The 21,292-nt window shown below is 70.9% G+C and carries 19 protein-coding genes; 7 read left to right on the top strand and 12 right to left on the bottom strand.

Annotation, left to right across the window (positions count from 1 at the left end):
• Positions 1–2 precede the first annotated feature (2 nt).
• Positions 3–569, bottom strand: coding sequence for a patatin-like phospholipase family protein (locus PV364_RS24055; protein WP_319662321.1), 567 nt, complete (start codon positions 567–569; stop codon positions 3–5).
• Here PV364_RS24055 and PV364_RS24050 point away from each other — a divergent pair.
• Positions 514–717: a hypothetical protein gene (locus PV364_RS24050; protein ID WP_319662497.1), complete on the top strand. Its 204-nt coding sequence runs from the start codon at positions 514–516 to the stop codon at positions 715–717. The two genes, PV364_RS24055 and PV364_RS24050, sit on opposite strands and share 56 nt — an antisense overlap.
• Positions 718–842: 125 nt before the next feature.
• Positions 843–1,742 (top strand): NAD(P)-dependent oxidoreductase, encoded by a 900-nt coding sequence (locus PV364_RS24045; RefSeq protein WP_319662320.1) that lies wholly within the window; start codon positions 843–845, stop codon positions 1,740–1,742.
• Between the two features lie 24 nt (positions 1,743–1,766).
• Here the strand turns inward: PV364_RS24045 and PV364_RS24040 are convergent, their stop codons facing one another.
• The 3 genes from PV364_RS24040 to PV364_RS24030 all read right to left on the bottom strand — a co-directional run bounded on the left by PV364_RS24040 (position 1,767) and on the right by PV364_RS24030 (position 4,106).
• On the bottom strand, positions 1,767–2,426 hold the full coding sequence (locus tag PV364_RS24040; protein WP_319662319.1) for a GntR family transcriptional regulator: 660 nt from the start codon (positions 2,424–2,426) through the stop codon (positions 1,767–1,769).
• A gap of 127 nt (positions 2,427–2,553) precedes the next feature.
• A complete protein-coding gene (locus tag PV364_RS41310) occupies positions 2,554–2,874 on the bottom strand; it encodes a DUF309 domain-containing protein (protein WP_415924599.1) in 321 nt (106 codons plus the stop codon).
• A 350-nt stretch (positions 2,875–3,224) separates the two neighbouring features.
• A complete protein-coding gene (locus PV364_RS24030) occupies positions 3,225–4,106 on the bottom strand; it encodes a TIGR03620 family F420-dependent LLM class oxidoreductase (RefSeq protein ID WP_319662317.1) in 882 nt (293 codons plus the stop codon).
• A 271-nt stretch (positions 4,107–4,377) separates the two neighbouring features.
• On the opposite strand from PV364_RS24030, the gene PV364_RS24025 reads away from it, so the two are divergent.
• The 3 genes from PV364_RS24025 (at position 4,378) to PV364_RS24015 (ending at position 6,300) form a co-directional block, all read left to right on the top strand.
• Complete coding sequence (locus tag PV364_RS24025; RefSeq protein WP_415924596.1) at positions 4,378–4,626, top strand: hypothetical protein; 249 nt, start codon at positions 4,378–4,380, stop codon at positions 4,624–4,626.
• A gap of 97 nt (positions 4,627–4,723) precedes the next feature.
• Positions 4,724–5,629: an NAD-dependent protein deacetylase gene (locus PV364_RS24020; protein WP_319662316.1), complete on the top strand. Its 906-nt coding sequence runs from the start codon at positions 4,724–4,726 to the stop codon at positions 5,627–5,629.
• A 188-nt stretch (positions 5,630–5,817) separates the two neighbouring features.
• Positions 5,818–6,300 (top strand): hypothetical protein, encoded by a 483-nt coding sequence (locus PV364_RS24015; protein ID WP_319662315.1) that lies wholly within the window; start codon positions 5,818–5,820, stop codon positions 6,298–6,300.
• A gap of 14 nt (positions 6,301–6,314) precedes the next feature.
• On the opposite strand, the gene PV364_RS24010 is transcribed toward PV364_RS24015, so the two are convergent.
• Positions 6,315–7,304, bottom strand: coding sequence for a winged helix-turn-helix domain-containing protein (locus PV364_RS24010; protein ID WP_319662314.1), 990 nt, complete (start codon positions 7,302–7,304; stop codon positions 6,315–6,317).
• A gap of 59 nt (positions 7,305–7,363) precedes the next feature.
• On the opposite strand from PV364_RS24010, the gene PV364_RS24005 reads away from it, so the two are divergent.
• Positions 7,364–8,635 (top strand): MFS transporter, encoded by a 1,272-nt coding sequence (locus tag PV364_RS24005; RefSeq protein WP_319662313.1) that lies wholly within the window; start codon positions 7,364–7,366, stop codon positions 8,633–8,635.
• Positions 8,636–9,134: 499 nt separating this feature from the next.
• Positions 9,135–10,004 carry a D-alanyl-D-alanine carboxypeptidase family protein gene (locus PV364_RS24000; protein WP_319662482.1) on the top strand — a complete coding sequence of 290 codons (870 nt, stop codon included), beginning with the start codon at positions 9,135–9,137 and terminating at the stop codon, positions 10,002–10,004.
• 196 nt (positions 10,005–10,200) lie between these two features.
• On the opposite strand, the gene PV364_RS23995 is transcribed toward PV364_RS24000, so the two are convergent.
• From PV364_RS23995 to PV364_RS23965, 7 genes are all read right to left on the bottom strand, one after another.
• Entirely contained in the window at positions 10,201–11,949 is a 1,749-nt protein-coding gene (locus PV364_RS23995) for a beta-galactosidase family protein (RefSeq protein WP_319662312.1), read from the bottom strand.
• Between the two features lie 190 nt (positions 11,950–12,139).
• On the bottom strand, positions 12,140–13,132 hold the full coding sequence (locus PV364_RS23990; RefSeq protein WP_319662481.1) for a LacI family DNA-binding transcriptional regulator: 993 nt from the start codon (positions 13,130–13,132) through the stop codon (positions 12,140–12,142).
• Positions 13,133–13,349: 217 nt separating this feature from the next.
• On the bottom strand, positions 13,350–14,693 hold the full coding sequence (locus tag PV364_RS23985) for a sugar ABC transporter substrate-binding protein (RefSeq protein WP_319662311.1): 1,344 nt from the start codon (positions 14,691–14,693) through the stop codon (positions 13,350–13,352).
• Between the two features lie 113 nt (positions 14,694–14,806).
• Positions 14,807–15,745: a carbohydrate ABC transporter permease gene (locus PV364_RS23980; protein WP_319662310.1), complete on the bottom strand. Its 939-nt coding sequence runs from the start codon at positions 15,743–15,745 to the stop codon at positions 14,807–14,809.
• Between the two features lie 2 nt (positions 15,746–15,747).
• The gene (locus tag PV364_RS23975; protein ID WP_319662309.1) at positions 15,748–16,665 is read right to left on the bottom strand and encodes a sugar ABC transporter permease; all 918 of its coding nucleotides are present in this window, start codon (positions 16,663–16,665) and stop codon (positions 15,748–15,750) included.
• Positions 16,666–17,322: 657 nt separating this feature from the next.
• On the bottom strand, positions 17,323–18,555 hold the full coding sequence (locus PV364_RS23970; RefSeq protein ID WP_319662308.1) for an SGNH/GDSL hydrolase family protein: 1,233 nt from the start codon (positions 18,553–18,555) through the stop codon (positions 17,323–17,325).
• A gap of 31 nt (positions 18,556–18,586) precedes the next feature.
• Positions 18,587–21,199 carry a hypothetical protein gene (locus PV364_RS23965; RefSeq protein ID WP_319662307.1) on the bottom strand — a complete coding sequence of 871 codons (2,613 nt, stop codon included), beginning with the start codon at positions 21,197–21,199 and terminating at the stop codon, positions 18,587–18,589.
• Positions 21,200–21,292 lie beyond the last annotated feature (93 nt).

Genomic DNA, 21,292 nt, shown 5'->3' with positions numbered 1-21,292 from the left:
ACTCAGCCCACTGCCGGCGGCTTGTCGCAGCAGCCCGCCAGTGCGTCCAGCGCCGCCTGCCGGCCGGTGTCGACCGCCATGCGCAGCGGATCCGGGCGGCGCTCCGTCTGGCCGATCGCCGTGCTGCCGAGGGGCGGGCGGATCTGCAGGGTCGTGGGATGCGAGGCCAGGATCCGTTCCTCCTCCCCTCTGACCGCCTCACGCTGCAGCCACGGCGTGAGGGCTCCTGGTGCGCGCCGGGCGAACCAGCGCGACATCACGAGGCGTTGGACGGCGGACGGAGCGGACGCGGTCTCGTCCGCACGCCGCGTACGGAGTGCCACGCTGTGGGTGGCCCGCTGCGCCACGGCGGTCCGTACGGGCACCGCCTCGCTCACACCGGCGTCGACGAAGGATCGGCCGTTGATCTCGATGGGTTCGCCTGCGAGGAGCGGCATGGCGGCCGACGCAAGGAGCGCGGCCTGCAAGCCGGCCTGGTCGTGGATCTGCCCGTGCAGATCGGTGGGCCGGCCCGTGAGGGTGTCAGATGAGGCGGACCGGATCGTTCTCCGCGGCCGACTGCACCTCACCGTGGACGGAGCGGCCTTTCTGGACGCGGGTGCCGCATCGATCCTGTTCGACCTTTCTGACCCGCCACCGCCCCAGGGCGCCGATGCCACATGGGTGGGGGTCCGCGTCGCGCGGCACAGCGTCAGCCTGTACCCGTACCACCTGTGACGCCACTGTTCGCAGGCCCGGACGAGGCCGTCGTGCCTGGGCCCGGCGCCGGGTGGTCGGGACGGCGTTGGAGGCGGGACCGACCTCGTGGGAGTGGTGGCGTTCGACCGATATAGCATCCGCCTGTGTCGACAGTCTGCCTTCTCGGTGTGGGGCGCATGGGTGAACCCATGTGCGGCAATCTCGTCCGCGCGGGACACGAGGTGCGGGCCTTCGACGTCCGGCCCGAACGCCGGGAGGCGGTCGTGTCCCGCGGGGCCCGGTGGCCCGGTTCAGCCCTGGCCGCGGCGACCGGGGCGGAGGTGCTGCTCACCGTGCTGCCAGGGCCGGCCGAGGTGGCCGAGGCGATCGAGGACAGTGTGCTGGAGGCGCTGGCGCCAGGGGCCGTCTGGATCGACATGAGCAGCAACACGCCGACAGCGGCGGCTCCTTGCCGGGACCGGGCCACCGCCCGCGGAGTCGGCGTCCTCGAGGCCCCCATCGGTGGCTCTCCCGCGGATGCCGCCGCGGGACGGCTGCGGTTGTTCGCCGGAGGTGACGCCGTTCTCCTGGAGCGTCATCGCCCGCTCCTGTCCGCGGTCGCCGACCGCATCACCCACCTCGGGGGATTCGGCGCCGGCTACACCGCCAAACTGCTGGTGAACCTCCTGTGGTTCGGCCAGGCGGCAGCCACAGCCGAGGCGCTGCTGCTGGGTGATCGCGCGGGTATCGATCTGGGCGTGCTCACCGCGGTCCTGGCCGAGAGCCCGGCCTCGACCGCGTTCATCCGGCGGGATCTGCCCGCCCTTCTCGGCGGCGACTACCTCGCCAGTTTCGGCCTGGACCACATCCGTGACCAACTCGCCGCGGTGACGGCCCTGGCGGCGCACTTCGGTACGCCGTACGCCATAGCCGACACCGTTCGCCGCCTCCATGAGGAGGCACTCGAACACTACGGTCCCGCCGACGGTGAACTGCTCGCGGTGGCCCTGCTCGAGGAGAAGGCCGGGAGGCTGCTCCGCCACCCGGCACAGCCCCCGGCGTGACCTCCCACCGCCGGGGCGACAGTCCTACGACCTCGGGGGGAAGCGCGTTCTGGCGTCCTGGGTGTGGGCGCGCATGACCTGCTCGGCACGTGTGTCATCGCGTGCGGCGATAGCCGCGACCAGTTCGCGGTGCTCCACCCACGCCTGGCGGACGATGGGCGTGTAGGAGCGGCGGACCCTGTGCTCGACGCGGGACGCCAACTCCGCGAGCACGGCGTTCCCCGCCAGTTCCATGACGCAGGCGTGGAACGTGGCGTTCGCCGCCACCACCGCGTCCACGTCGTCGGCGGCGACCGCGGCCTCGCCCGTCGCGCACAGCTCGTCGAGCCGCTGCAGTCCCTGGGCCGACGGGCCGACCGCGGCCAGCCGCGCTCCTTCGGTCTCCAACAGCGTGCGGACGACGAAGAGCTGGTCGGTCTCCTCCCCGGTCGGCTCGTGGACGAAGGCACCCTGCGCGGGACGGAGGTCCACCCATCCCTCGGCGTCGAGCCGTTGCAACGCCTCGTGCACGGGCTGCCGGGAGACCCCGAGACGGGTCGCGAGCTCACTCTCCACCAGGTGCGTGCCGGGCGGCAGTGACCGTGAGCCGATCAGGTGCAGCAACGTCTCGTACACCCGCTCGCGCAACGGTCCCGGGCGCTCCAGCCTGGGCAGGGACCCCTGCGGCAGCCCTTTGAACAGCATCTCGGCCTCCACTGGCCTCTCCGACGGCCTCAGCGCGTGGACCCTCATCCGGCGCTGGGCAGAGTATCGACCCACGGACGACGGGTGAGAAGTGGATCCGGATCGCTTTCCGAGCCCGGCGCTCGTCTCATCGCCGGTGCAACGGAGGTGGCGGCAGTATGCCGTCCCGCCCGCCGGTCCGTGCTCGCGCCCAGGTCACCAGCGCGGCGGCGTCGACACCGTACGGGGAGGCGCCGGCGTACGGGTCGAGGCCGTCGGCCGCTCGGGACAGCAGAGCCGAGGCGCCCTTGGCGTTGCCCCGCGCGGCGTGCGTCAGGCCGACCGCGAGCTGGGCGAGTGCGCGCCACAAGGCCCGCTCGTCGTCCGGCGAGGCCTTCCACCTGTCCTCCAGTACCTCGTGGGCATGGAACGGCATTCCGGCGTCGAGCAGCCGTTGCGCTTCCCGCAGGGTTTCCTCCGGGGAGCGGATGACTCCCTCGGGCTGCCTGGTGACCCCTTCGGCGCCGTAGGGCAGGGGCCTGCCCAGGCCGTCCCTCGGCCGGGCGTTGCGCGCCCGGCCGGCGCTGTCACGGTCCCGCGCGCGTCCGCCTGTTTCGTCGCCGAGTGCCACTGTCTCCTCGGCGAGTCGCACCCCGCAGTGCTCGCAGACAGCGCTGCCCGGCCGCTCCCGGACGCGGCCGCACGCCGGACACACCAGATGCAGCATGCAGGCCGGCTCGCCACCCTGGTGCCAAGGCTCATCGCTCATGACCTCATTGTCGCCCCGCGCGCTCGGGGAACGCCGTCCCCGTGCTCAGGTCAGCGGGTGAGCCCGGAGGTGAGGGCGGCGAGGCGGCGCCACTGGGGGAGCGGCGGCTCGGAGTCGCCGCTTGCGGTGATGACCTGGAGGGCCAGGTGGTCGGCGCCTGCGGCGAGGAACTGACGCAGGCGGTGGTGGATGGTGTCGTCGGTGCCCCGGACGACGAGGGCGTCGACGAGGCGGTCGCTTCCGTCGTCGGCGAGGTCGTCGTCGGTGTAGCCCAGTCGCTTGAGGTTGGCGGCGTAGTTGGGGAGTGCGAGGTAGTAGCCGAGGAAGCCGCGAGCGGTCGCGCGGGCCGTTGCCGGATCGTCGTCCAGGACGACGGTGACCTCGGGCGCCAGGAGGGGCTCGGGTCCCAGGATGCCGCGGGCCTGTTCGAGGTACTCGGGCGTGACGAGGTAGGGGTGGGCGCCGGCGGCCCGGTCGCGGGAGAGTCCCAGCATCTTCGGGCCGAGCGCCGCCAGGACGCGGCGGTCGGCCGGGACGGGCGGGGCGGCCGCGTCGAGGGCGTCGAGGTACTCCACCATCGTGGAGTAGGGGCGCCGGTAGTCGCGGGCCAGTGCGGCGTGGCTCGCGCCCAGACCGAGGAGGAACCGGCCGGGGTGGCTCCGTTCGAGGTCGGCGCGTTGCGCCGCGACGCTGTGGGCGTCCTCGAACCAGATGTTGAGGATTCCGGTGGCCAGCACGACGTGGTCCGTCGATGCGGCCAGGTGGGCGGCGTGGCGCACGCTGCTACTGCCGCCGAGCCAGATGGCGCCGAATCCCAGGTTCTCGACGTCGGCGGCCGCCCGGCGGATCCGGTCCTGCTGCGCCGGGTCCTCGGAGCGCAGTTCGTGGCTGAAGATCCCGAAGGGCCCGAGAGCGGCCTTGAGTCCGTCCACGGGCGGGCCGCCGGCGGGGCGGGACCCTCCCGGGGCATCGGTAGGACGTGCGGTTTCCTGGCCCATGGCCGGTACTTCCTCGTCGCATAGGGGGTGATGGAACGGAGGAGCTTGCGGGGCATGCCCGGAGGGCCGATCGGGTCGGGCGTGCGACCTGTACAACAAGTCTCACACGATCGACTCGGGTCTCTGAAAGAGGTTGGGGGGATCTTGGTTTCCTGGTTCATGACCAGCGTCGACTCCTCCAGCGCATGGACAGGGCGGCAGCCCGGTGGGGGACAAGACCTCGGGCACCAAGGGCTTCCATCACCCGGTCGTGGGGGACCTCACCCTCTTCTACGAGACGCTGCGGGTGGCCGACGACCCCGCACAGGCCCTCGTGGTCCACACCGCCGAGCCCGGCAGCGCCTCCGCGGAATCGCTGCGACTCCTCCTGGACCGGACGGCCGACGAGCCGGCCGAGGACACGGCCTCCGGGAACCGGGCCGGCCACGTGGCCCCTCCCCGGCCGCGGGGCTGACCCGTACGGTCGTGGTTACCCCCCGGGGCAGCCACAGGGGGGCCCGCGCCCGGCAGGGGGAAACGTGCACCGGCGGTGCGTTCCGTACCCTGGCGGCATGCGCATGCGCCCTACTTTGAGCTGGACCCCGACCGAGGACCTACCGCCCGGCACCACGGACCTGGAACCGGTCGCCGAGGCGCTGAGCACCGGGGGCGTGCTGGTCCTCAGCGGGGCGGGTATTTCCACGGAGTCGGGCATCCCCGACTACCGGGGCGAGGGCGGCAGCCTGAGCCGGCACACCCCGATGACCTACCAGGACTTCACCGCCGACGCCCAGGCCCGGCGCCGGTACTGGGCGCGCAGTCACCTGGGCTGGCGGACCTTCGGCCGGGCCCTGCCCAACGCCGGGCACCGCGCCGTGGCCGCGTTCGGACGGCACGGCCTGCTCGCCGGCGCGATCACGCAGAATGTCGACGGCCTCCACCAGGCCGCCGGCAGCGAAGCGGTCGTGGAACTCCACGGGAGCCTGGCCAGGGTCGTCTGTCTCTCCTGCGGCGCCCTCAGCCCGCGCCGCGAGCTCGCGCGGCGGCTGGAGGAGGCCAATCCGGGCTTCGAACCGGTGGCCGCGGGCATCAACCCGGACGGCGACGCCGACCTCACCGACCACCAGGTACGGGACTTTCACGTGGTGCCGTGCACGGTCTGCGGCGGCGTGCTCAAACCCGACGTGGTGTTCTTCGGCGAGGCCGTTCCGCCGGGGCGGGTCGAGCACTGCCGTGCGCTGGTGACCGAGGCGGCCTCGCTCCTGGTCCTGGGCTCCTCGCTGACGGTGATGTCCGGGCTCCGGTTCGTCCGGCAGGCGGCCGAGGCCGGAAAGCCGGTGCTGATCGTCAACCGGGACGCGACCCGCGGCGACCGGTACGCCCGCACCCGCGTCGCGCTCCCGCTGGGCACAGCGCTCACCACGGTGGCCGGCCGCCTGGACATCCCCGTCGACGGGCAGCCCGCTCAGGCGGGCTGACCGGTGGAGACGCCCGGGCGCCGGCCACGCCCCGCTGATGGTGCCGGCCCTCTCAGGCGCGCATGCCGAACCGCCGCGGCGATCGCACGGGTGTTCCCCATCGCTGCCGGGATGACCGGGGACCACCGAGCGCGGAAGGCCAGGGCATTCCGGCCGCACGGGAGTTGTGGCGGAGCTACGATGCGCGGATGGCTGAGCAGCTGTACGACCGCTCGAGCCGCGGGTGCGCGGTCGGGCATCTGGATTCCGGGCTGCGGACCGCGATCCTTGCCGAGGCCGAGGGCGAACTGCTCGGTGACGTCACGGCAACCGCCGTCTGCTGCGTGGAGACCCGCAGCGTGCCCCGGCGCCGAACCGGCGTCGGGCGACTGCTCGGGGGAAGGCCCCTGCCCGAGACACTGACGGCGGCCGTGGTGCTGCCCCGGCATCTGCTGGTCGCGGTTGCCGTCGGGCACACCGGCAGTGTCACGGCACACTCCGCACGCCTGGACGGGATCACGGTCACCGACGTCGATCCGCGCTGGGCGCACGACACCGGAGTGTCGGTGTTCGCCCGCTGGTCGCACCAGTCCGAGGCCGGGTCGCTGCACCTCGCCCTCGGCGGCGACCCCGATGGGGAGTCGTTCAGGGAGAGCCTGCGGCGCGCCGTCGAGGCGGCGAAGAGCGGCTGAGTCACGGACCGACGTCATGGGTCCTGGTGCCGGCCGGCGAGCAGGTCGCCGGTCGTGGTGCGGTGGTAGACGACGCGTCTGCCGATCCTCGTCCCGGTGACGAGGTCCGCGTCGCGCAGCACGGTCAGGTGGCCTCCCACGGTGCCGAGCGACAGGCCGAGTTGGGCGGCGAGTTCGCTGGTGGTGGCGGGGCGTCTCAGTTCGTGGAGGATGGCGGCGCGTCCGGTACCGATCAGGCGCGCCAGCGCCTGGCCGGGTTCGGGGCGCGGGTCGGTGGCGGCGCTGCCGCGGGCCGGGTAGACCAGGGCGTAGGAGGCCGGTGGCGCCTCGCACAGCCACGTGCCCGCGGAGATGGCAGCGATCGGTATGAACTGCATGCCGTCCTCGCCGACGAAGCGGTCCGGGGAGGGCCGGTCGCTGAAGCGGATGGCGTCGGTGCCGACCCAGGCACTGCGGCGGCTCATCTGCTCCAGGGCGCGGGGCCAGCCGTAGGCGGCGAGCAGCCCGGCCCGGTAGGTGACGTCCCGTTCCAGCAGTGCCCGGCGGCGGGGCCAGTCGGGCGCGACATGAGCGGTCCAGGTGGAGCGGAACAGGTCCGCGGTCCTGGCGGCCCAGTTGCGTCCGCTCAGCCACTGGTCCAACGCGTGCTGCTCCCAGCTGTGCGCCACCGACTCCTCCAGCTCGGCCCGCACTTGGGCGTCGGGCATGGTCGCCACATGGGCGAGCTCGTCGTCCAGGACGGTGCGCATGCCGCCGGTGGGCGGGAGCACGACGTGGGCGGGCATCCACTTGGTCGAGCCCAGCAGCCTGACCAGCCCCTTGGCGAAGGGGTCGGCGTCGAGAGCGGCAAGGAACGCGCCGCGATGACGGGCGTGCCAGGGGGCCAGCCAGGGGTCGGCGTACGGGGCGGCCAGCACCATCATGGACGCGAGCGTCTCGGCGAGCGGCGACAGCGCGAACCGGGACCGCGACAGGGCCAGGGAACTCATCCGTAGCAGGGTCATCTTTCGCCTCCTGCCGAAACGATAGTGCCCGGGCCGGCTCCTTCCGCAGACTGCGGTGCGTGCTCTCACCCCTCCTGCTGAACAAGGGCTTCCGCTGGTTCTTCACCGCGCAGTCGGTGTCCCTGCTCGGAAGCGCGATGGCCCCGGTCGCGCTGGCCTTCGCCGTCCTGGACGCCTCGGGAAGCCCCGGCGACCTGGGCGTGGTCCTCACCGTCTACATGGTGCCGCTGCTCGTGTTCCTGGTGGTGGGCGGAGCCACGGCCGACCGCCTTCCGCGCCGTACCCTGCTGGTGGCCGCGAACCTGGGCTCGGCCCTCACCCAGGGCGGTGTGGCCGCCCTGCTGCTGACCGGCCGCTACGCCCTGGTCCCGGTGGCCGCGCTGGGATTCGCGAACGGCGTCCTCGCCGCCTTCACCACGCCGGCCCTGCGCGGCATCCTGCCCCAACTCGTCCCGGGCGACGGGCTCCGTCAGGCGAACGCGCTGCTGGGATCAGTACGCAACGCCACCAAGATCCTCGGGCCGAGCCTGTCGGGCGTGCTGGTGGCGGCCACGGGCGGAGGCCCGGCCATCGCCTTCGACGCGCTGACCTACCTGCTCGCCGCCGCCTGCCTCACCCGCCTGGCTCCCCTCGACGGTCCGTCCGGCAGCCGCCGTTCCGCGAGTCTGCTCACCGACATCCGCGAGGGCTGGGACGCCTACCGCCGGATCCGCTGGGTCTGGACGGTGTCGCTCGCCTTCTGCGTGGTCAACCTGGTGCAGGTCGGCACCTGGCAGATCCTGGGTCCCGAGCTCACCCGACAGGCCGACGGCGAAGCGGCCTGGGGCTTCGTGCTCAGCGCCCGCGGCGCGGGCCTGCTCGTGATGAGCGCCCTGATGTACCGGCTGACCGTCCGGCACCTGCTCCGGCTGGGCCAGCTCGTGAGCGTACTGGGTGCACTGCCCCTCCTGGCACTGGGTGCGCATCTGCACGCGCCCTGGTTGATCGCCGCCGCCTTCACCGCCGGCCTGGGCTCCTCCGTCGCGTCCGTCGGATGGGACACCTCGCTGCAGGAGCACGTCCCGCCGCACGCGTTGTCGCGCGTGTCGTCCTTCGACGACCTGCTGTCCTACATCGCCATCCCGCTCGGGCAGTTGAGCGTGGCGCCGCTCGCCGACCGCTTCGGAGGGTTCCAGGTGGCCGCGGTCGCGGGCGTGGTCTACGCCGCGGCGGTCCTGGCTCCCCTGGCCTCCGCCGCGGTACGCAGCCTGCCCCACGGCCTCGGAGCCCAGGCAACCGTGGCCGCCGATGCCGCCGCCCCGACGACGCCTCCCGAGCCCGTCGGCCGGTAGCCGGCTGCTCCGGCGGCGCGAAGGAGGTGTGTCCCCACCGCCGGGCGGCACCGTCGGCGGGAAGGTCCCGGGTGAGTGGCGGAGCGTCAGCGGTTCAGCTCGTCAGCGGCGTGGTCCGATCGGACCGCTGGCGCATGAAACTGCTTCCGTCCTCCCGGCGGAAAGGCTTTATGGCTGCCGCATGTGTGACACGCCCCGAAGGCGCCGTGCGAGGTGGACGCTCCGTCGTCTGCCGGGAGGCAACTGCCCACCGGATGTGAGGTGTCGGGTGGCGACGGGGGGTTCGGCAGTGGGCCGGGGAGTCCATCGGCCGCAAATCCCCTGTAACGGGATGATTCGGTATTTCCACCTGCGCACATCATGAAAGAACTGAGAAATTTCTCACGATGAGATGGGCATCCTTTTACCCGCCTCAGGAGTCTCTAGGGGGATGGCCTCGTCATGCCATCAACCCATAGGAGCATTTGAGGTATACGCTTTGAAAAACGGCATAAAGAACATGTCCCGCGTCTCCGCGGTGACGATCACTGCGGGAGCAGTGATGTCGGCCGGAGCGCTCGTCGCCCCGGCTCACGCCGCGACGATCGCGACGCCCACGATCACCGCCAAGGGCGGCTTCGTGATGAACAACGGGACCGGCAAGACCCTCTACTCGAAGGCCGCCGACACCCGTCGTTCCACCGGTTCCACCACCAAGATCATGACGGCTCGTGTCGTGCTCGCCCAGCCGCATCTGAACCTTGACACCAAGGTGACGATCCAGAAGGCGTACAGCGACTACATCGTCTCCAAGGGCGCTTCGTCGGCCCACCTGATCGTCGGTGACAAGGTGACCGTCCGTCAGCTGCTGTACGCGTTGATGCTCCCGTCCGGCTGCGACGCGGCGTACGCCCTCGCCGACAAGTACGGCACGGGCACCTCGCGGGCCGCACGGGTCAAGTCGTTCATCGGCAAGATGAACTCGACGGCCAAGAGCCTGGGTCTGAAGAACACCCACTTCGACTCGTTCGACGGCATCGGGAACGGGGCGAACTACTCCACCCCCCGCGACCTGACCAAGCTCGCCAGCAACGCGATGAAGTACGCGACCTTCCGCACCGTCGTGAAGACCAAGTCGACGAAGCAGAAGGTCACCACGAAGACCGGCGGCTACCGCTACATGTCGTGGGCGAACACCAACACGCTGCTGGGCAGCTACTCCGGAACCATCGGGATCAAGACCGGTTCCGGTTCGGTCGCCAAGTACTGCCTGGTCTTTGCGGCCACCCGCAACGGCAAGACGGTCATCGGCACCGTTCTCGCGGCCCCCTCGGCGACCAGCCGTGCGTCGGACGCGACGAAGCTGATGAACTACGGCTTCAAGAAGTAGTCACATCGGCATGACGAAGGGTCTGCCCGCGATGCCGTCGTGATCGATCGTGGTCGCGACCGGCGGCGGCGGGGACGTCCCACAGCTGAGGGGCACGACCGGGACATCCCGGTCGTGCCCCTCGGTCATGTGCTGCCCGCGTCCACAGGGGACGGATGCCCGTCCCCGGGAGCAACCGGACTCTCCGGTGTCCCCGCTACTCCTCCAGCGGGCCGAGGTCCGGGGTGTCGCACAGGTCGACGGCGGTCCGGGCGGTGGCGTGCAGTTCCAGGACCACCAGCTCGTTGGTGCCGGGACGCAGTACGGGTGCCGGGACGTAGAGGCGGCGCTGGGGGCCGCGGGACCAGTAGCGGCCCAGCGCGAAGCCGTTGACCCAGGCGTTGCCCTTGGTCCAGCCGGTCAGGTCGAGGAAGGTGTCCGCGGCGGCCTCCAGCTCGAAGGTGCCGCGGTGGAACGCGGGCCCCACGGGCTGCGGTGCGGCGGTGGCGAAGGCGAGTCCGGACAGGTCGTCCAGCGGCAGGGGCCTGCTGCGCCAGCCGGTCAGCACGCTGCCGTTCGCCGTGACGGTGCCGGTCAGGCCCTTGCGGTCGTGGATGCCCTGGCCGTAGTTGACCCGGCCCTGGTTCTCGACCAGCACCGTCAGGGTCGCGCCTCCGGCCGGGACGGTGAGGGCCAGGGCGCTCTCGTGCTGCTCCCTCTCCAGGGTCCCGGCGGGGGCACCGTCGAGGAAGACCTGGGCGCGGTCCTTGATCCCGTCGAAGTGCAGCAGGGTGGGGCCGGGTTCGGCGAGCTCGGTCTCGTACAGGACGAAGCCGAAGTCCTGGCCCAGCTCCTCCATGGTCAGCGGGCGGGGGCCGGCCACCGCCTCGCCCAGCCGGTCGGCGGAGCCGAGCAGGGGCGCGGTCCCGGTGAGCCGGACGCCGAGGAGGTTGAGCTTCTTCGACGGCTCGGGCAGGGGGCCGTCGGGGACGGCGGTGTGCCGGGCGAGGACGTCGCGGAAGGCGAGGTACTTGGGGGTGATGTCGCCGGCCTCGTCCAGGGGCGCGTCGTAGTCGTAGGAGGTGATCGTCGGCCGGTAGGTGTGCTTGTCGTTGGCGCCGTTGGTGAAGCCGAAGTTCGTGCCGCCGTGGAACATGTACAGGTTCACGCTGGCGCCGGCGGTGAGCAGGTCGTCGAGGTCGGCGGCGGCGCCGGCGGCGTCGCGGACGACGTGCACGCCACCCCAGCGGTCGAACCAGCCGTTCCAGAACTCGGTGCACATCAGGGGGCCTTCGGGCTGGTGCTCGCGCAGCGCCGCCAGGTTCTGCGCGGGCCGGCTGCCGAAGTTGACCGTGCTCAGGACGCCCGGGACGCTGCCGCGGGCGAGATCGGCCGGCTGGTCGCAGGTGAACAGCGGGACGTCGACACCCCCTTGGCGCAGCTTCGCCTCGAGATGCGTCAGGTAGACGGGGTCCTCGCCGTAGGCGCCGTACTCGTTCTCGACCTGCACGGCCAGGACGGGGCCGCCGTTGGTGGCGAGGTGGGGCGTGACGAGCGGCAGCAGCCGGTCGAGGAAGGCGTCCACGGCCTCCAGGTAGCGCGGGTCGGCGGTGCGCAGACGGATGTCGGGCGTGGCGAGCAGCCAGGAGGGCAGGCCGCCGCCCTCCCACTCGGCGCAGATGTACGGTCCGGGGCGCAGCAGGACGTGCAGCCCCTCGGCCTGGGCGAGCGCCAGGAAGGCGGGCAGGTCCAGGCCGCCGTCGGCGTGGAACTCGTCCGGCCGGGGCTGGTGGAGGTTCCACGGCACGTAGGTGTCGATGGTGTTCAGCCCGAGCAGGCGCGCCTTGCGCAGCCGGTCCCGCCACTGTTCGGGGTGGACACGGAAGTAGTGCAGGCCACCGGAGATGATGCGGAACGGCTCGCCGTCGAGGCGGAATTCGTTCCCTTCGGTCCGCAGTAGGGGCATGGCGGGGGCTCCTCCAGTGGAGTCGGGATCATGTGCGTGCGGTGCGGTCACGGGGTGTTCGCGGGCGGGTCCGCGAGGGAGGCCGGGGTGGGATGTTTGCGTTGCCATCGCGCAGCGCGGGAGCGATGGCGAGGTTCTGTGGGTTCACAGGTTCACGAGTTCACAGGTTCTGGAGATGACACGGTCGCGGTCAGCCGTCGGCGGGGGGCGGGGCGGTACTGCCGCGGACCACGAGCCTGGTGGGCACCAACGTGGTGCCCTGCTCCGCGACGTCGTCCCGGATCTGGCGCAGCACGCCCTCGACGCAGCGCCTGCCGACCTCGGCGAAGTCCTGGTGGATCGTCGTCAGGGGCGGCATGAAGGAGGCGGCCTCCGGGATGTCGTCGAACCCGACCACGCTCACGTCCTCCGGCACTCGCCTGCCGCGCTCGTTGAGGGCGCGCAGCACACCGAGGGCCATCTGGTCGTTGGCGACGAAGACCGCGGTGCAGTCGGGATCCGCCGCGATCCGCAGCCCGGCCTCGTAGCCGGACTCCGCCGACCAGTCACCGCGCAGCAGTCGCGGCACGTCACGGCCGGCGGATTCCAGGGCCTCCCGCCAGGCGCCGACCCGGCGTTCGGACGCGAATGACTCCTTGGGGCCCGCGACGTGCCACACCGTGCCGTGGCCGAGGTCCAGCAGATGCTCGACGGCCGCCCGCGCGCCACTGGCCTGGTCGGTGTCGACGACGCAGTACTGGTCGCCGGCGTCGGAGTCGACGACGACCACAGGGGCCGTCGGCGGCAGCGCCACGGTCATCGCGTCCAGGAGGTGAACCTCCATGATCATGACGATGCCGTCCACCGCGAGTTCGCCGAGCCGCGTGAAGGCACCGCGCACGCCGTCCTGCGTGGGCGCGGTGACCGGCAGCAGGGTGGTCGCGTACCCCTCGCGCGCGGCGGAGGACGCGACGGCCTCCAGGGTGCGCATGTTGCCCGTGCTGGACAGGCTGAAGAGAATGACGCCTATGGTGCGGAACTCACCGCTCTTCAGAGCCCGCGCCGCGCTGTTGGGGCGGTAGCCGAGCTGCTTCATCGCGGAGAGCACCTGCTGCCGGGTCTCCTCGAGGACGCCGGGAAAACCGTTGGAGACCCGGGAGACGGTCTGCGCGGAGACGCCCGCCAGCTTGGCGACGTCGGCCATCGACGCGCCGCGCCGTCGCCGCTGCGCGCCGGCCACCGAGTTCTGTCCGGTCCCGTCCACGTCCGTCGTACACCTCGTCACACGTCACAGCCGCTGGTTGGTCTGCAGTCTATGGGGGCGGAACGCCGGGATCGGCGGTCCGCGGGCCCCCAGGGGGGCCGGCGCCGGCGTCCCGCGTCGCGGAACGGCCGGGCCGGCCAGGGGATGTGCCGGTCCGTCAGTTGCCGACGGTGAAGCCCTGGTCCTTGCCGTACTTCACCGAGGCGTCCTGCCAGGAGGCGAGGGCGTCGGGCAGCGGCGTGGAGGACACGTAGGCCTTGCCGACGGTGTCGTTGAAGATCGAGTTCGCGTAGACCTGGTAGGGCAGGTAGGACCAGCCGGGCACCACGTTCTTGGCCGACTCGGAGAAGACCTGGTTCGCCTTCTGACCGCCGAAGTAGGGGAACTCGGTGTTCAGGAAGGTGTCGGAGTTCAGGTCCGCGGTCGTGGCCGGGAAGGCTCCGCCCTTGATGCGGGCCTGGACACCCGCGTCCTTGTCCGCGTACTTCACGAAGGCGTAGGCGAGGGCCTTGTCCTTGCTCGCCTCCATCACCGCCAGCGAGCTGCCGCCGTTCTCCGCGCTGGCGGTCTGCCCGGCCTGCCACTGCGGCAGCGGGGCGGCACGCCAGTCACCCGAGGCGGAGGGAACGCCGGAGGAGAAGTTGGCGGGCATCCACGCACCGGTGTTGAGGGTCGCGATGGTGCCGTCCGCCAGCCCCTTGTACCACTGGTCGCTCCAGGAGCTGATCGGGGCGAGCAGCTTCTCCGAGATGAGCTTCTGCCAGACGGCGGTGAACTCCTTCGTGCCGGCGTCGGTGAAGTTCACCTTCACGTTGGTGCCGTCCACGGTGTACGGGTGACCGCCGGCCTGCCAGATCAGGCTGGTGACGAAGCCCGCGTCGCCGGTGTCGTTGGTGATGTACGCCTTGGGGTCGGCCTTGTGCAGCGCGCGGGCCGCGGTGAGGTACTCGTCCCAGGTGGTGGGCACCTTGATCTTGTACTTGTCGAGGACCTTCTTGTTGTAGAACATCGCCATCGGCCCGGAGTCCATGGGCAGCGCGTACACACCGTCGTTGATGGAGACGGCGTTCCACGGGCCGGGGGAGTACGCCTTGGACAGGTCCTTGGCGCCGTACGGGCTGAGGTCGGTGACGGACTTGCCGAGCGCGAACTGGCTCAGCGCGTAGTACTCGATCTGCGCCACGTCGGGGGCGCCCGAGCCGGCCTGGACCGCGTTCTGCAGCGCGGTGTACTGGTCGTTGCCGGTACCGGCGTTGACCAGCTTCACCTTGACCTTCGGGTACTTGGCCTGGAAGTCGCTGACCACCTGCTTCAGCGTCGGCTCCCATGCCCACACCGTCAGGGTGCCGCCCTTGTTGAGCGCCGCCTCGACGCTGCCGGCGTCGGCGGCCTTGGCCCCGGATCCGGAGTCGTCGGAGGAACCGCAGGCGGTCAGGGACAGGGCCGCCGCGCAGAGCACCGCGACCGCCTGCGCCGTGCGCCGAAGTGGCTTGTTCGTCATCGCATCTCACTTCGTTGTGGTGATGAACTGCGGCGTCGTCCGCCGGCCCACCGCAGGGGTGTGCCGGGGAGAGGCCCGCAGGGTGGACACGGCGCCTGCGCGGCGCCGGGTGATCATTCCTTGACGCTGCCGGCGGCGAGTCCGGACTGCCAGTAGCGCTGGAGGAAGAGGAAGGCCGCGATCAGCGGGACGATGGTCAGCAGCGACCCGGTGATCACGAGATTGAAGACCGGCTGCCCACCCGCGGTGGCGGCCTGGGCGTTCCAGGCGTTGAGCCCCAGGGTGAGGGGGTACCAATCGGGGTCCTTGATCATGATCAGCGGCAGGAAGTAGTTGTTCCACGTCGCGACCACGGTGAAGAGCAGGACGGTGACGATGCCCGGGGCGAGCAGGGGCAGGCTGATCCTGAAGAAGGTGCGGATCTCGCCCGAGCCGTCCACCCGGGCCGCCTCCAGCAGCTCGCCCGGGATCGCCTCGGAGGCGAAGACCCACATCAGGTAGAGGCCGAAGGGCGAGATCAGCGAGGGGACGATGACCGCCCACGGTGTGTTGGTCAGACCCATCTTGCTGAACATCAGGAACGTCGGCACGGCCAGCGCGGCACCCGGCACGGCGACCGCGCCGATCACCACCGCGAACACCGCCCGCTTGCCCGGGAAGTCGAACTTCGCCAGGCCGTAGCCGCCCAGCACGGCGAGGAAGGTCGCCCCGCCCGCGCCCACCGCAACGTACAGCAGGGTGTTCAGCAACCACCGCACGAAGATGTGGTCGTTGTAGGTGAGGGTCTGCTGGATGTTGTCCCACAGCGCGAAGTCGCCGCTGAACCACAGCCCGAAGGAGTCGAGCAGGTTCTTCTGCGTCTTCGTGGCGCTGATCAGCAGCCAGGCCAGCGGGATCAGGGCGTACACCGCGACGAGCGCGGTCAGCACGGTGAGCAGGACGTTGCGCCGGGGCCGGTCGGAGGAGCGCCGCCGGCTCGCGCCGCGCGCGGACGTCGCGGAACCGGAGTGCTGCCGTACGGGCGCGAGGGTGCTGGTGCTGGACTGGGCCATCGTCACGCCTCCTTCCGCATGCCGCGCAGCTGCACGACGTAGGCGACGATCATCGTGACCACTCCCATGACGATCGCGACCGTCGCGGCGTAGTTGTGCTGCTGGCCGGAGAAGGACAGCGAGTAGGTGTAGAGGTTCGGCGTGAAGTACGTCGTGATGGCGTTGGGCGCCAGGGACTTGAGGATGCTCGGCTCGTTGAACAGCTGGAAGCTGCCGATGACCGAGAAGATCGTCGCGATGACCAGCGCGCCGCGGATCGCGGGGATCTTGATGGCCGTGACGATCCGCAGCTGGGTCGCGCCGTCGATCTCGGCGGCCTCGTAGAGGGAGTGCGGGATCACCCGCAGGGCCGAGTAGAAGATCAGCATGTTGTAGCCGACGAACTCCCAGGTCACGATGTTGCCGATGCTCGCCAGCACGAGGCTGGGCGAGAGCGGGTTCGGCAGGGAGGTCCCGAACGTGTCGTTGATGTTGGCGACCAGGCCGAAGCGGTCGCCGTACATGAAGCCCCACATCAAGGTGGCCACGACGGCCGGGACCGCGTAGGGCAGGAAGATCGTGATGCGGAAGAAGTTCCGCCCGTGGAGCCGGCCGCTGTCCAGCGCCAGGGCGACGAACAGGGCGATGCCCAGCATGATCGGCACCTGGACGGCGAGGAACAGGGCGACGCGCCCCAGCCCGGACCAGAACTGGCTGTCCTGGAAGGCCTGCGTGTAGTTGTCGAGGCCGACGAACGAGGTGCCGCCGATGAGCCGGTCACGGAAGAGGCTCAGATAGATCGAGTAGCCGATCGGCGCGAGGAAGACCAGCGCAAAGAAGATCATGAATGGCGCCACGAAGCCCCATCCCAGCCAGCGTCGGCCCCTGGGTCCCCGGGGGGCCGCCCTGCCGGTACCGGACGGCGGCGATATGGCTGCCATGTTCCCATCCCTCACGTCGTCGTGCGGGGCCCCGCGTATGGACGGAGCCCCGGATGGTTGCGCAAACATCATCGGCCGCTCGGTCGCACGTTTACGCAAACATTTGGATGAGGGGATGTTGGCACCGGCTGTCGCGAGGCGTCAAGAGGTGTTCGGCGGTTATTCTCCGGCGCGTGGTGACGAACCCGTCCGCGCAGGCCGGCGCGGGGCCGGCCGCACGGATGCCGGTGTGAGGGCCGACGGGCCCGGGTCTTCCCGCAGTTCGCAGGGCACCGAGGCGTCGTGGCCGGGCCCCCGGGCTCCCGGCCGCGCGGTGCGCGATAGCATCGCCGGGTTGCCGTCCGGCCGGGGCGGCGACAGCGACGCGTGACACACCGGCCGGGCATCACGGCGCACCGTGCGACGACGGGGGCGGGAGCACTCCCGGCGACGCTCGTGTGCCGGCTCCCAGCGGCGTGCACGCCCGGTGGCCCATCGTGCCCTGGAGCTCGACCGTCCCGGCTCGGCGCACCGCGTCACCGCGGACGCACCCGGGCCTGGGGTCCGGCCCCCGATCGCCGGCCCGGGCAGTCGGCTCCTGTCCTTACTCCTTACTCCTCACTCCTTGCGACTGCCCCTGCAGGACGGTGACGTCGTGTCGCGGTGAAGTGCGCGCGGCTAGTGCAGGAGGTCGAGGTCGACGGCATCGGCCATCGCCTGCATGCCGGCCTCGTTGGGGTGGAGGTGGTCGCCGGAGTCATAGGCGGGGTCGAGCGTGGAGGGGTCGGAGGGGTCGGCGAGGGCCTTGTCGAAGTCGATGACGCCGTCGAAGGCACCGCCGGTGCGGATCCACTGGTTGGCCGCCTGCCGGATCGACTCGGCGGAGTCGCTGTAGTAGGTGTTGCCCCTGTCGGGGGGCATGGTGCCGCCGATGATCCGGACGCCCGCGGCGTGGGCCTGGCCGATCAGGTCGCGGTAGCCGTTGATGAGGTCCTGAGCGGTGAGCGGGCTGCCGCCGGGCCCGGCGTTGTTGCCGATGTCGTTGATGCCCTCCATCAGGATCACGTCCCGCACTCCGGGCTGGCCGAGCGCGTCGTGGGCGAAGCGTTGGGTGGCGCTGATGCCCTGCCAGATGTTGGGGACGTCGGTCAGGACGCGGTTGCCGCCGAGGCCGGCGTTCACCACGCCCATCGGCCGGGTGCCGGCCAGCCGCCTGGCCAGGTCGTCGGGCCAGCGGTGGTACACCCCCGGCGGGGTGTTGTAGCCGTCGGTGATGGAGTCGCCGAAGGCGACGACGGTGCCGCGGGCGTCGGGGGAGATGACGTCCAGCCCGGAGAGGTAGTACCAGGAAGTGGTGGCCGCGATGTAGTTGCCGTCCGCCGTGTCCGCGGTGTGGTCGCCCGCCGTGGACAGGTAGGTGGTGTCGAACGCGTCGGAGTGCCAGGTGGCGGAACTCGTGGCGTTCGGGAGGTAGATGCTGACCAGGATGCTGTGGTCGGCGGACACGGCCATGGGCACCGGGTCGCTGACGGCCTCGGATCCGGCGGCGATGGTCAGCGAGGTGCGGTGGGCGAAGGTGACCGAGTGCTGGGTGCCGGGGACGGCGGTGGCACGGTCCGCCTGCGCGGCCACGTTCGTGGCCTGGACGGTGAGCGGAGTGGTGCCGCGCAGGTTGGACAGGTGGATACGCAGTCCGTGCCCGTTGACGCTGGAGTGGACGACCATCCGGATGGTGCGGTTGGCGAAGTTCGGGCCGCCGACGGTCATGCTGGGCGACCAGGCCGACACCTGCCGGCCGGAGGGCGCTCGACTGCCCGCGACGGGTGCGGCCGGCGCGGCGACCATCAGGACGATCATGGCTGCGGCCACCGTCGCCGGCACCGGCATGGTTCTTGCCTTGAGGAGGAACATTGTCTGCCCTTCTTCGAACGACGACGACCGGTCAGCTCAGGGTGAAGCCGTCGACCAGGAGGTAGGCGCCGCTGACCTTGGTGAGTGTGAGCGTGTGCGGGCCGCCGGTCAGGCCCGACACCGTGTACACGCTCTGCCGGGCGTGCCGCTGCGGGCTGTTCGCGCTGACCGTCCCCTTCGGGGCCCCGTCGAGGGTGATGCCGATGTCGCCCTCGTCGGAGTTGGTCTCGGTGAGGAAGGTGATGCCGGTGCCGGTGAAGGAGATCGTCGCGGTGGCACCGTCCTGCTGGGCGTAGTGCACGCCGTCGTCGAGGTCCCCGTCGCCGCGGGACCCGCTGGAGGACCATGTGCCGGTGTACGACACCCGCAGGTCGTCGTCGTCGACCGTCGCCCCGGGCAGGGTGCCGGGCCCCGCCGCCTTGACGATCGCCTGCGCCGCCGCCGGCCAGGTGCCGTCGGTCACGACGGTGGCCTGCTGGAACGTGATGTCCGTGCCGCTGTTGTTGTAGGAGGCGGTGTCGCTGTAGTTGTCGTGGATCGCGTTGTCATGGATGCTCGGCGTCCACAGGTTCGTCCAGAGCGACCCGTTGCTGAAGCGCACCACGTTGTCGTGGGTGTTCCACTGCGAGCTGCCCTCGTCGTGGTAGATCATGTTGCATCCGTCGATGCACTCCGACAGCACGTTCCCGTCGAACTCCGAAGGCGATGAAAGGCCACCGAGGGTGTAGATCGGACCGCCGTCGAACAGTGCGCCCATCACGCTGTGCACATGGTTGCCGACGATGTGCTGGCCGCCGGCGTAGGTGGTGCCGTGGGCGCACGGGGTGGGCAGGCCCTGCTTGGCCTGGAGGGAGCAGTCCGAGGCCCAGCCCCAGCCCCAGCCGATGGAGATGCCGGAGTAGGGCGTGTAGCCGACGTCGTTGTGCGACAAGGTGGTGCCGCGGCTGTACCCGACCCAGATGCCGACCGCGTCGGCGTACTCCTGGCCGGGGAACTGCACGACGCTCCGGGAGACGGTGTTGCCGCTGGTCATCAGCGCCGGATCGGTCTGGTAGTAGTCGTCGACCTCGCCGATGGCGACGCCGATTCCGGCCGTGTCGGTGACGGTGCTCGCGTTCACGGCGGAGTCCTGGGTCTGGTCGGCCAGGTCGATGCCGCTGGTGCCGGTGTGCGTGACGGTGTCGCCCTCGAAGGTGATCCGCTGTCCGCGGTGCACCTGAACGGCGGCCGGGATACGGGCCGGGGTGCGTGTGGTCGGGTCCCAGACGACACCGGCCTGGTTGTCCACGTAGCCCTCGGCGGTGGGGGCGGTCCAGGCGGTGCCGGAGAAGGTGATGCCCGAGAAGGTGACATCGTGCACCGGTGCGATCGCGTCCGGGATCACCGTGAAGCCGTCCACCAGCAGGTAGGACCCGCCGGTCTTGACCACGCGCAGGGTGTGGGTGCCCTTGGGCAGCCCGGTGACCGAGACCATGGCCTGCTGGGCGAGCCGCACCGGCCCGTTTCCGGAGACCGTGGACGTCTTCTTGCCGTCGATGTAGACGTCCGCGCTGCCTTCGTCGTCGTTGGTCTCCGAGAGCATCTGGATCCCGGTGCCGTTGAAGGTGTAGCTGACGGCGTCGCCGTCGTTGGAGGTGTAGTGCACGTCCGCGTTCATGTCACCGAGGGGCCGGCCGTTGGAGTAGGCCCATGAGCCGGTGTAGACCGCGCGCCAGTCGGTGTCGTTCAGCGGCGCGAGGTGGCCGGGAGTGCCCGACAGGTCCACCAGTTGTGATGCCACGGGCAGTTCGACGTCGGCCGTGGCCGGATTCTCGCCCGGCCGTGGCACGTAGTAGAGGTTGCCGGCGTTCTGGTCGATGTAGAACTGGCCGGGGGTGCCCAGGAGTTGGTAGGCGTTCTCCAGCCAGGTGATGCCGTCGAGCGTGGGCAGCCCGGCACCGTTGAAGGGGAAGCCCGGGTCGGGCACCGAGGTGTGGTTGTTGCTCCAGCAGGCGGGATCCACGGTCAGGTCCGAACCGCCGGACGCCGACGCCCCGATGGAGGCGAGCGGACAGCGCATCTGCTTCCAGCCGCTGTTGCGCACGACCTCGACCCGGGCGGGGTCGGTCCAGGTGGTGTACGACGCGTCGGCGGTGGTGAAGCCGATGGAGGTGGGGGTGAACCCGGACGGGTCGCGTGGGCCCCGGTCGCGTTCGGCGCGCACCCCGTTGACGAACAGTTCGCGGGCGGCCGTGCCCGCGGGCACCTTGGCGCGGTAGATGTTCCTGCCCGCGTCGACCTTGCTGAACCCGGTGACCTTGACGGCGCCGGTGAGCACCGGGGTCTGTCCGGCGGCCGCCCGGTACACCACCGGGTGGCCGGGCCGTCCGGAGTCCTGGGGCCCGAGTCGGAAAGGGCCGGTGAGCCGGTAGGTGCCGCCCCGCAGTTCGACGACGACGTCCCCCGTGGCACCGGGAACCAGCGGCCTGGCCCGGTCCCGCGCGGTGTCCAGCGTGCACGGACTGAGCGCCGTGCAGGCGGTCCCGTGCCCGTCGGGCGCGACGTGCAGCACATCGGTGTGCGAAGCGGCCTCGACCGGACCGGCGCCGGACACACCGAAGGCGGCGGCGACGGCCACAAGACATGCAACAACAGCCCTGCGCATGACAGTTCTCCAGACGGCGGGCGACAGAGGTGGGCCAGACGTCCCATGAATGTACGGGACAACCCCCCTGCTTCCTAGATCTCGTCCGTCTTT

It is taken from the genome of Streptomyces sp. MI02-7b (assembly GCF_033793585.1).
Lineage (GTDB): Bacteria > Actinomycetota > Actinomycetes > Streptomycetales > Streptomycetaceae > Actinacidiphila.
This window is presented reverse-complemented; position numbering and strand designations above follow the sequence as displayed.

What these genes read in the sequence shown, in the direction of transcription:
- PV364_RS24000 (WP_319662482.1), top strand. Translation starts at nt 9,135, where the DNA reads ATGTCCCGCGTCTCCGCGGTGACGATCACTGCGGGAGCAGTGATGTCG.
- PV364_RS23965 (WP_319662307.1), bottom strand. Translation starts at nt 21,199, where the DNA reads ATGCGCAGGGCTGTTGTTGCATGTCTTGTGGCCGTCGCCGCCGCCTTC.
- PV364_RS24040 (WP_319662319.1), bottom strand. Translation starts at nt 2,426, where the DNA reads ATGCTGTTCAAAGGGCTGCCGCAGGGGTCCCTGCCCAGGCTGGAGCGC.
- PV364_RS23970 (WP_319662308.1), bottom strand. Translation starts at nt 18,555, where the DNA reads ATGTTCCTCCTCAAGGCAAGAACCATGCCGGTGCCGGCGACGGTGGCC.
- PV364_RS23980 (WP_319662310.1), bottom strand. Translation starts at nt 15,745, where the DNA reads ATGGCCCAGTCCAGCACCAGCACCCTCGCGCCCGTACGGCAGCACTCC.
- PV364_RS23985 (WP_319662311.1), bottom strand. Translation starts at nt 14,693, where the DNA reads ATGACGAACAAGCCACTTCGGCGCACGGCGCAGGCGGTCGCGGTGCTC.
- PV364_RS24020 (WP_319662316.1), top strand. Translation starts at nt 4,724, where the DNA reads ATGCGCATGCGCCCTACTTTGAGCTGGACCCCGACCGAGGACCTACCG.
- PV364_RS24015 (WP_319662315.1), top strand. Translation starts at nt 5,818, where the DNA reads ATGGCTGAGCAGCTGTACGACCGCTCGAGCCGCGGGTGCGCGGTCGGG.
- PV364_RS23975 (WP_319662309.1), bottom strand. Translation starts at nt 16,665, where the DNA reads ATGGCAGCCATATCGCCGCCGTCCGGTACCGGCAGGGCGGCCCCCCGG.
- PV364_RS24010 (WP_319662314.1), bottom strand. Translation starts at nt 7,304, where the DNA reads ATGACCCTGCTACGGATGAGTTCCCTGGCCCTGTCGCGGTCCCGGTTC.
- PV364_RS23995 (WP_319662312.1), bottom strand. Translation starts at nt 11,949, where the DNA reads ATGCCCCTACTGCGGACCGAAGGGAACGAATTCCGCCTCGACGGCGAG.
- PV364_RS23990 (WP_319662481.1), bottom strand. Translation starts at nt 13,132, where the DNA reads ATGGCCGACGTCGCCAAGCTGGCGGGCGTCTCCGCGCAGACCGTCTCC.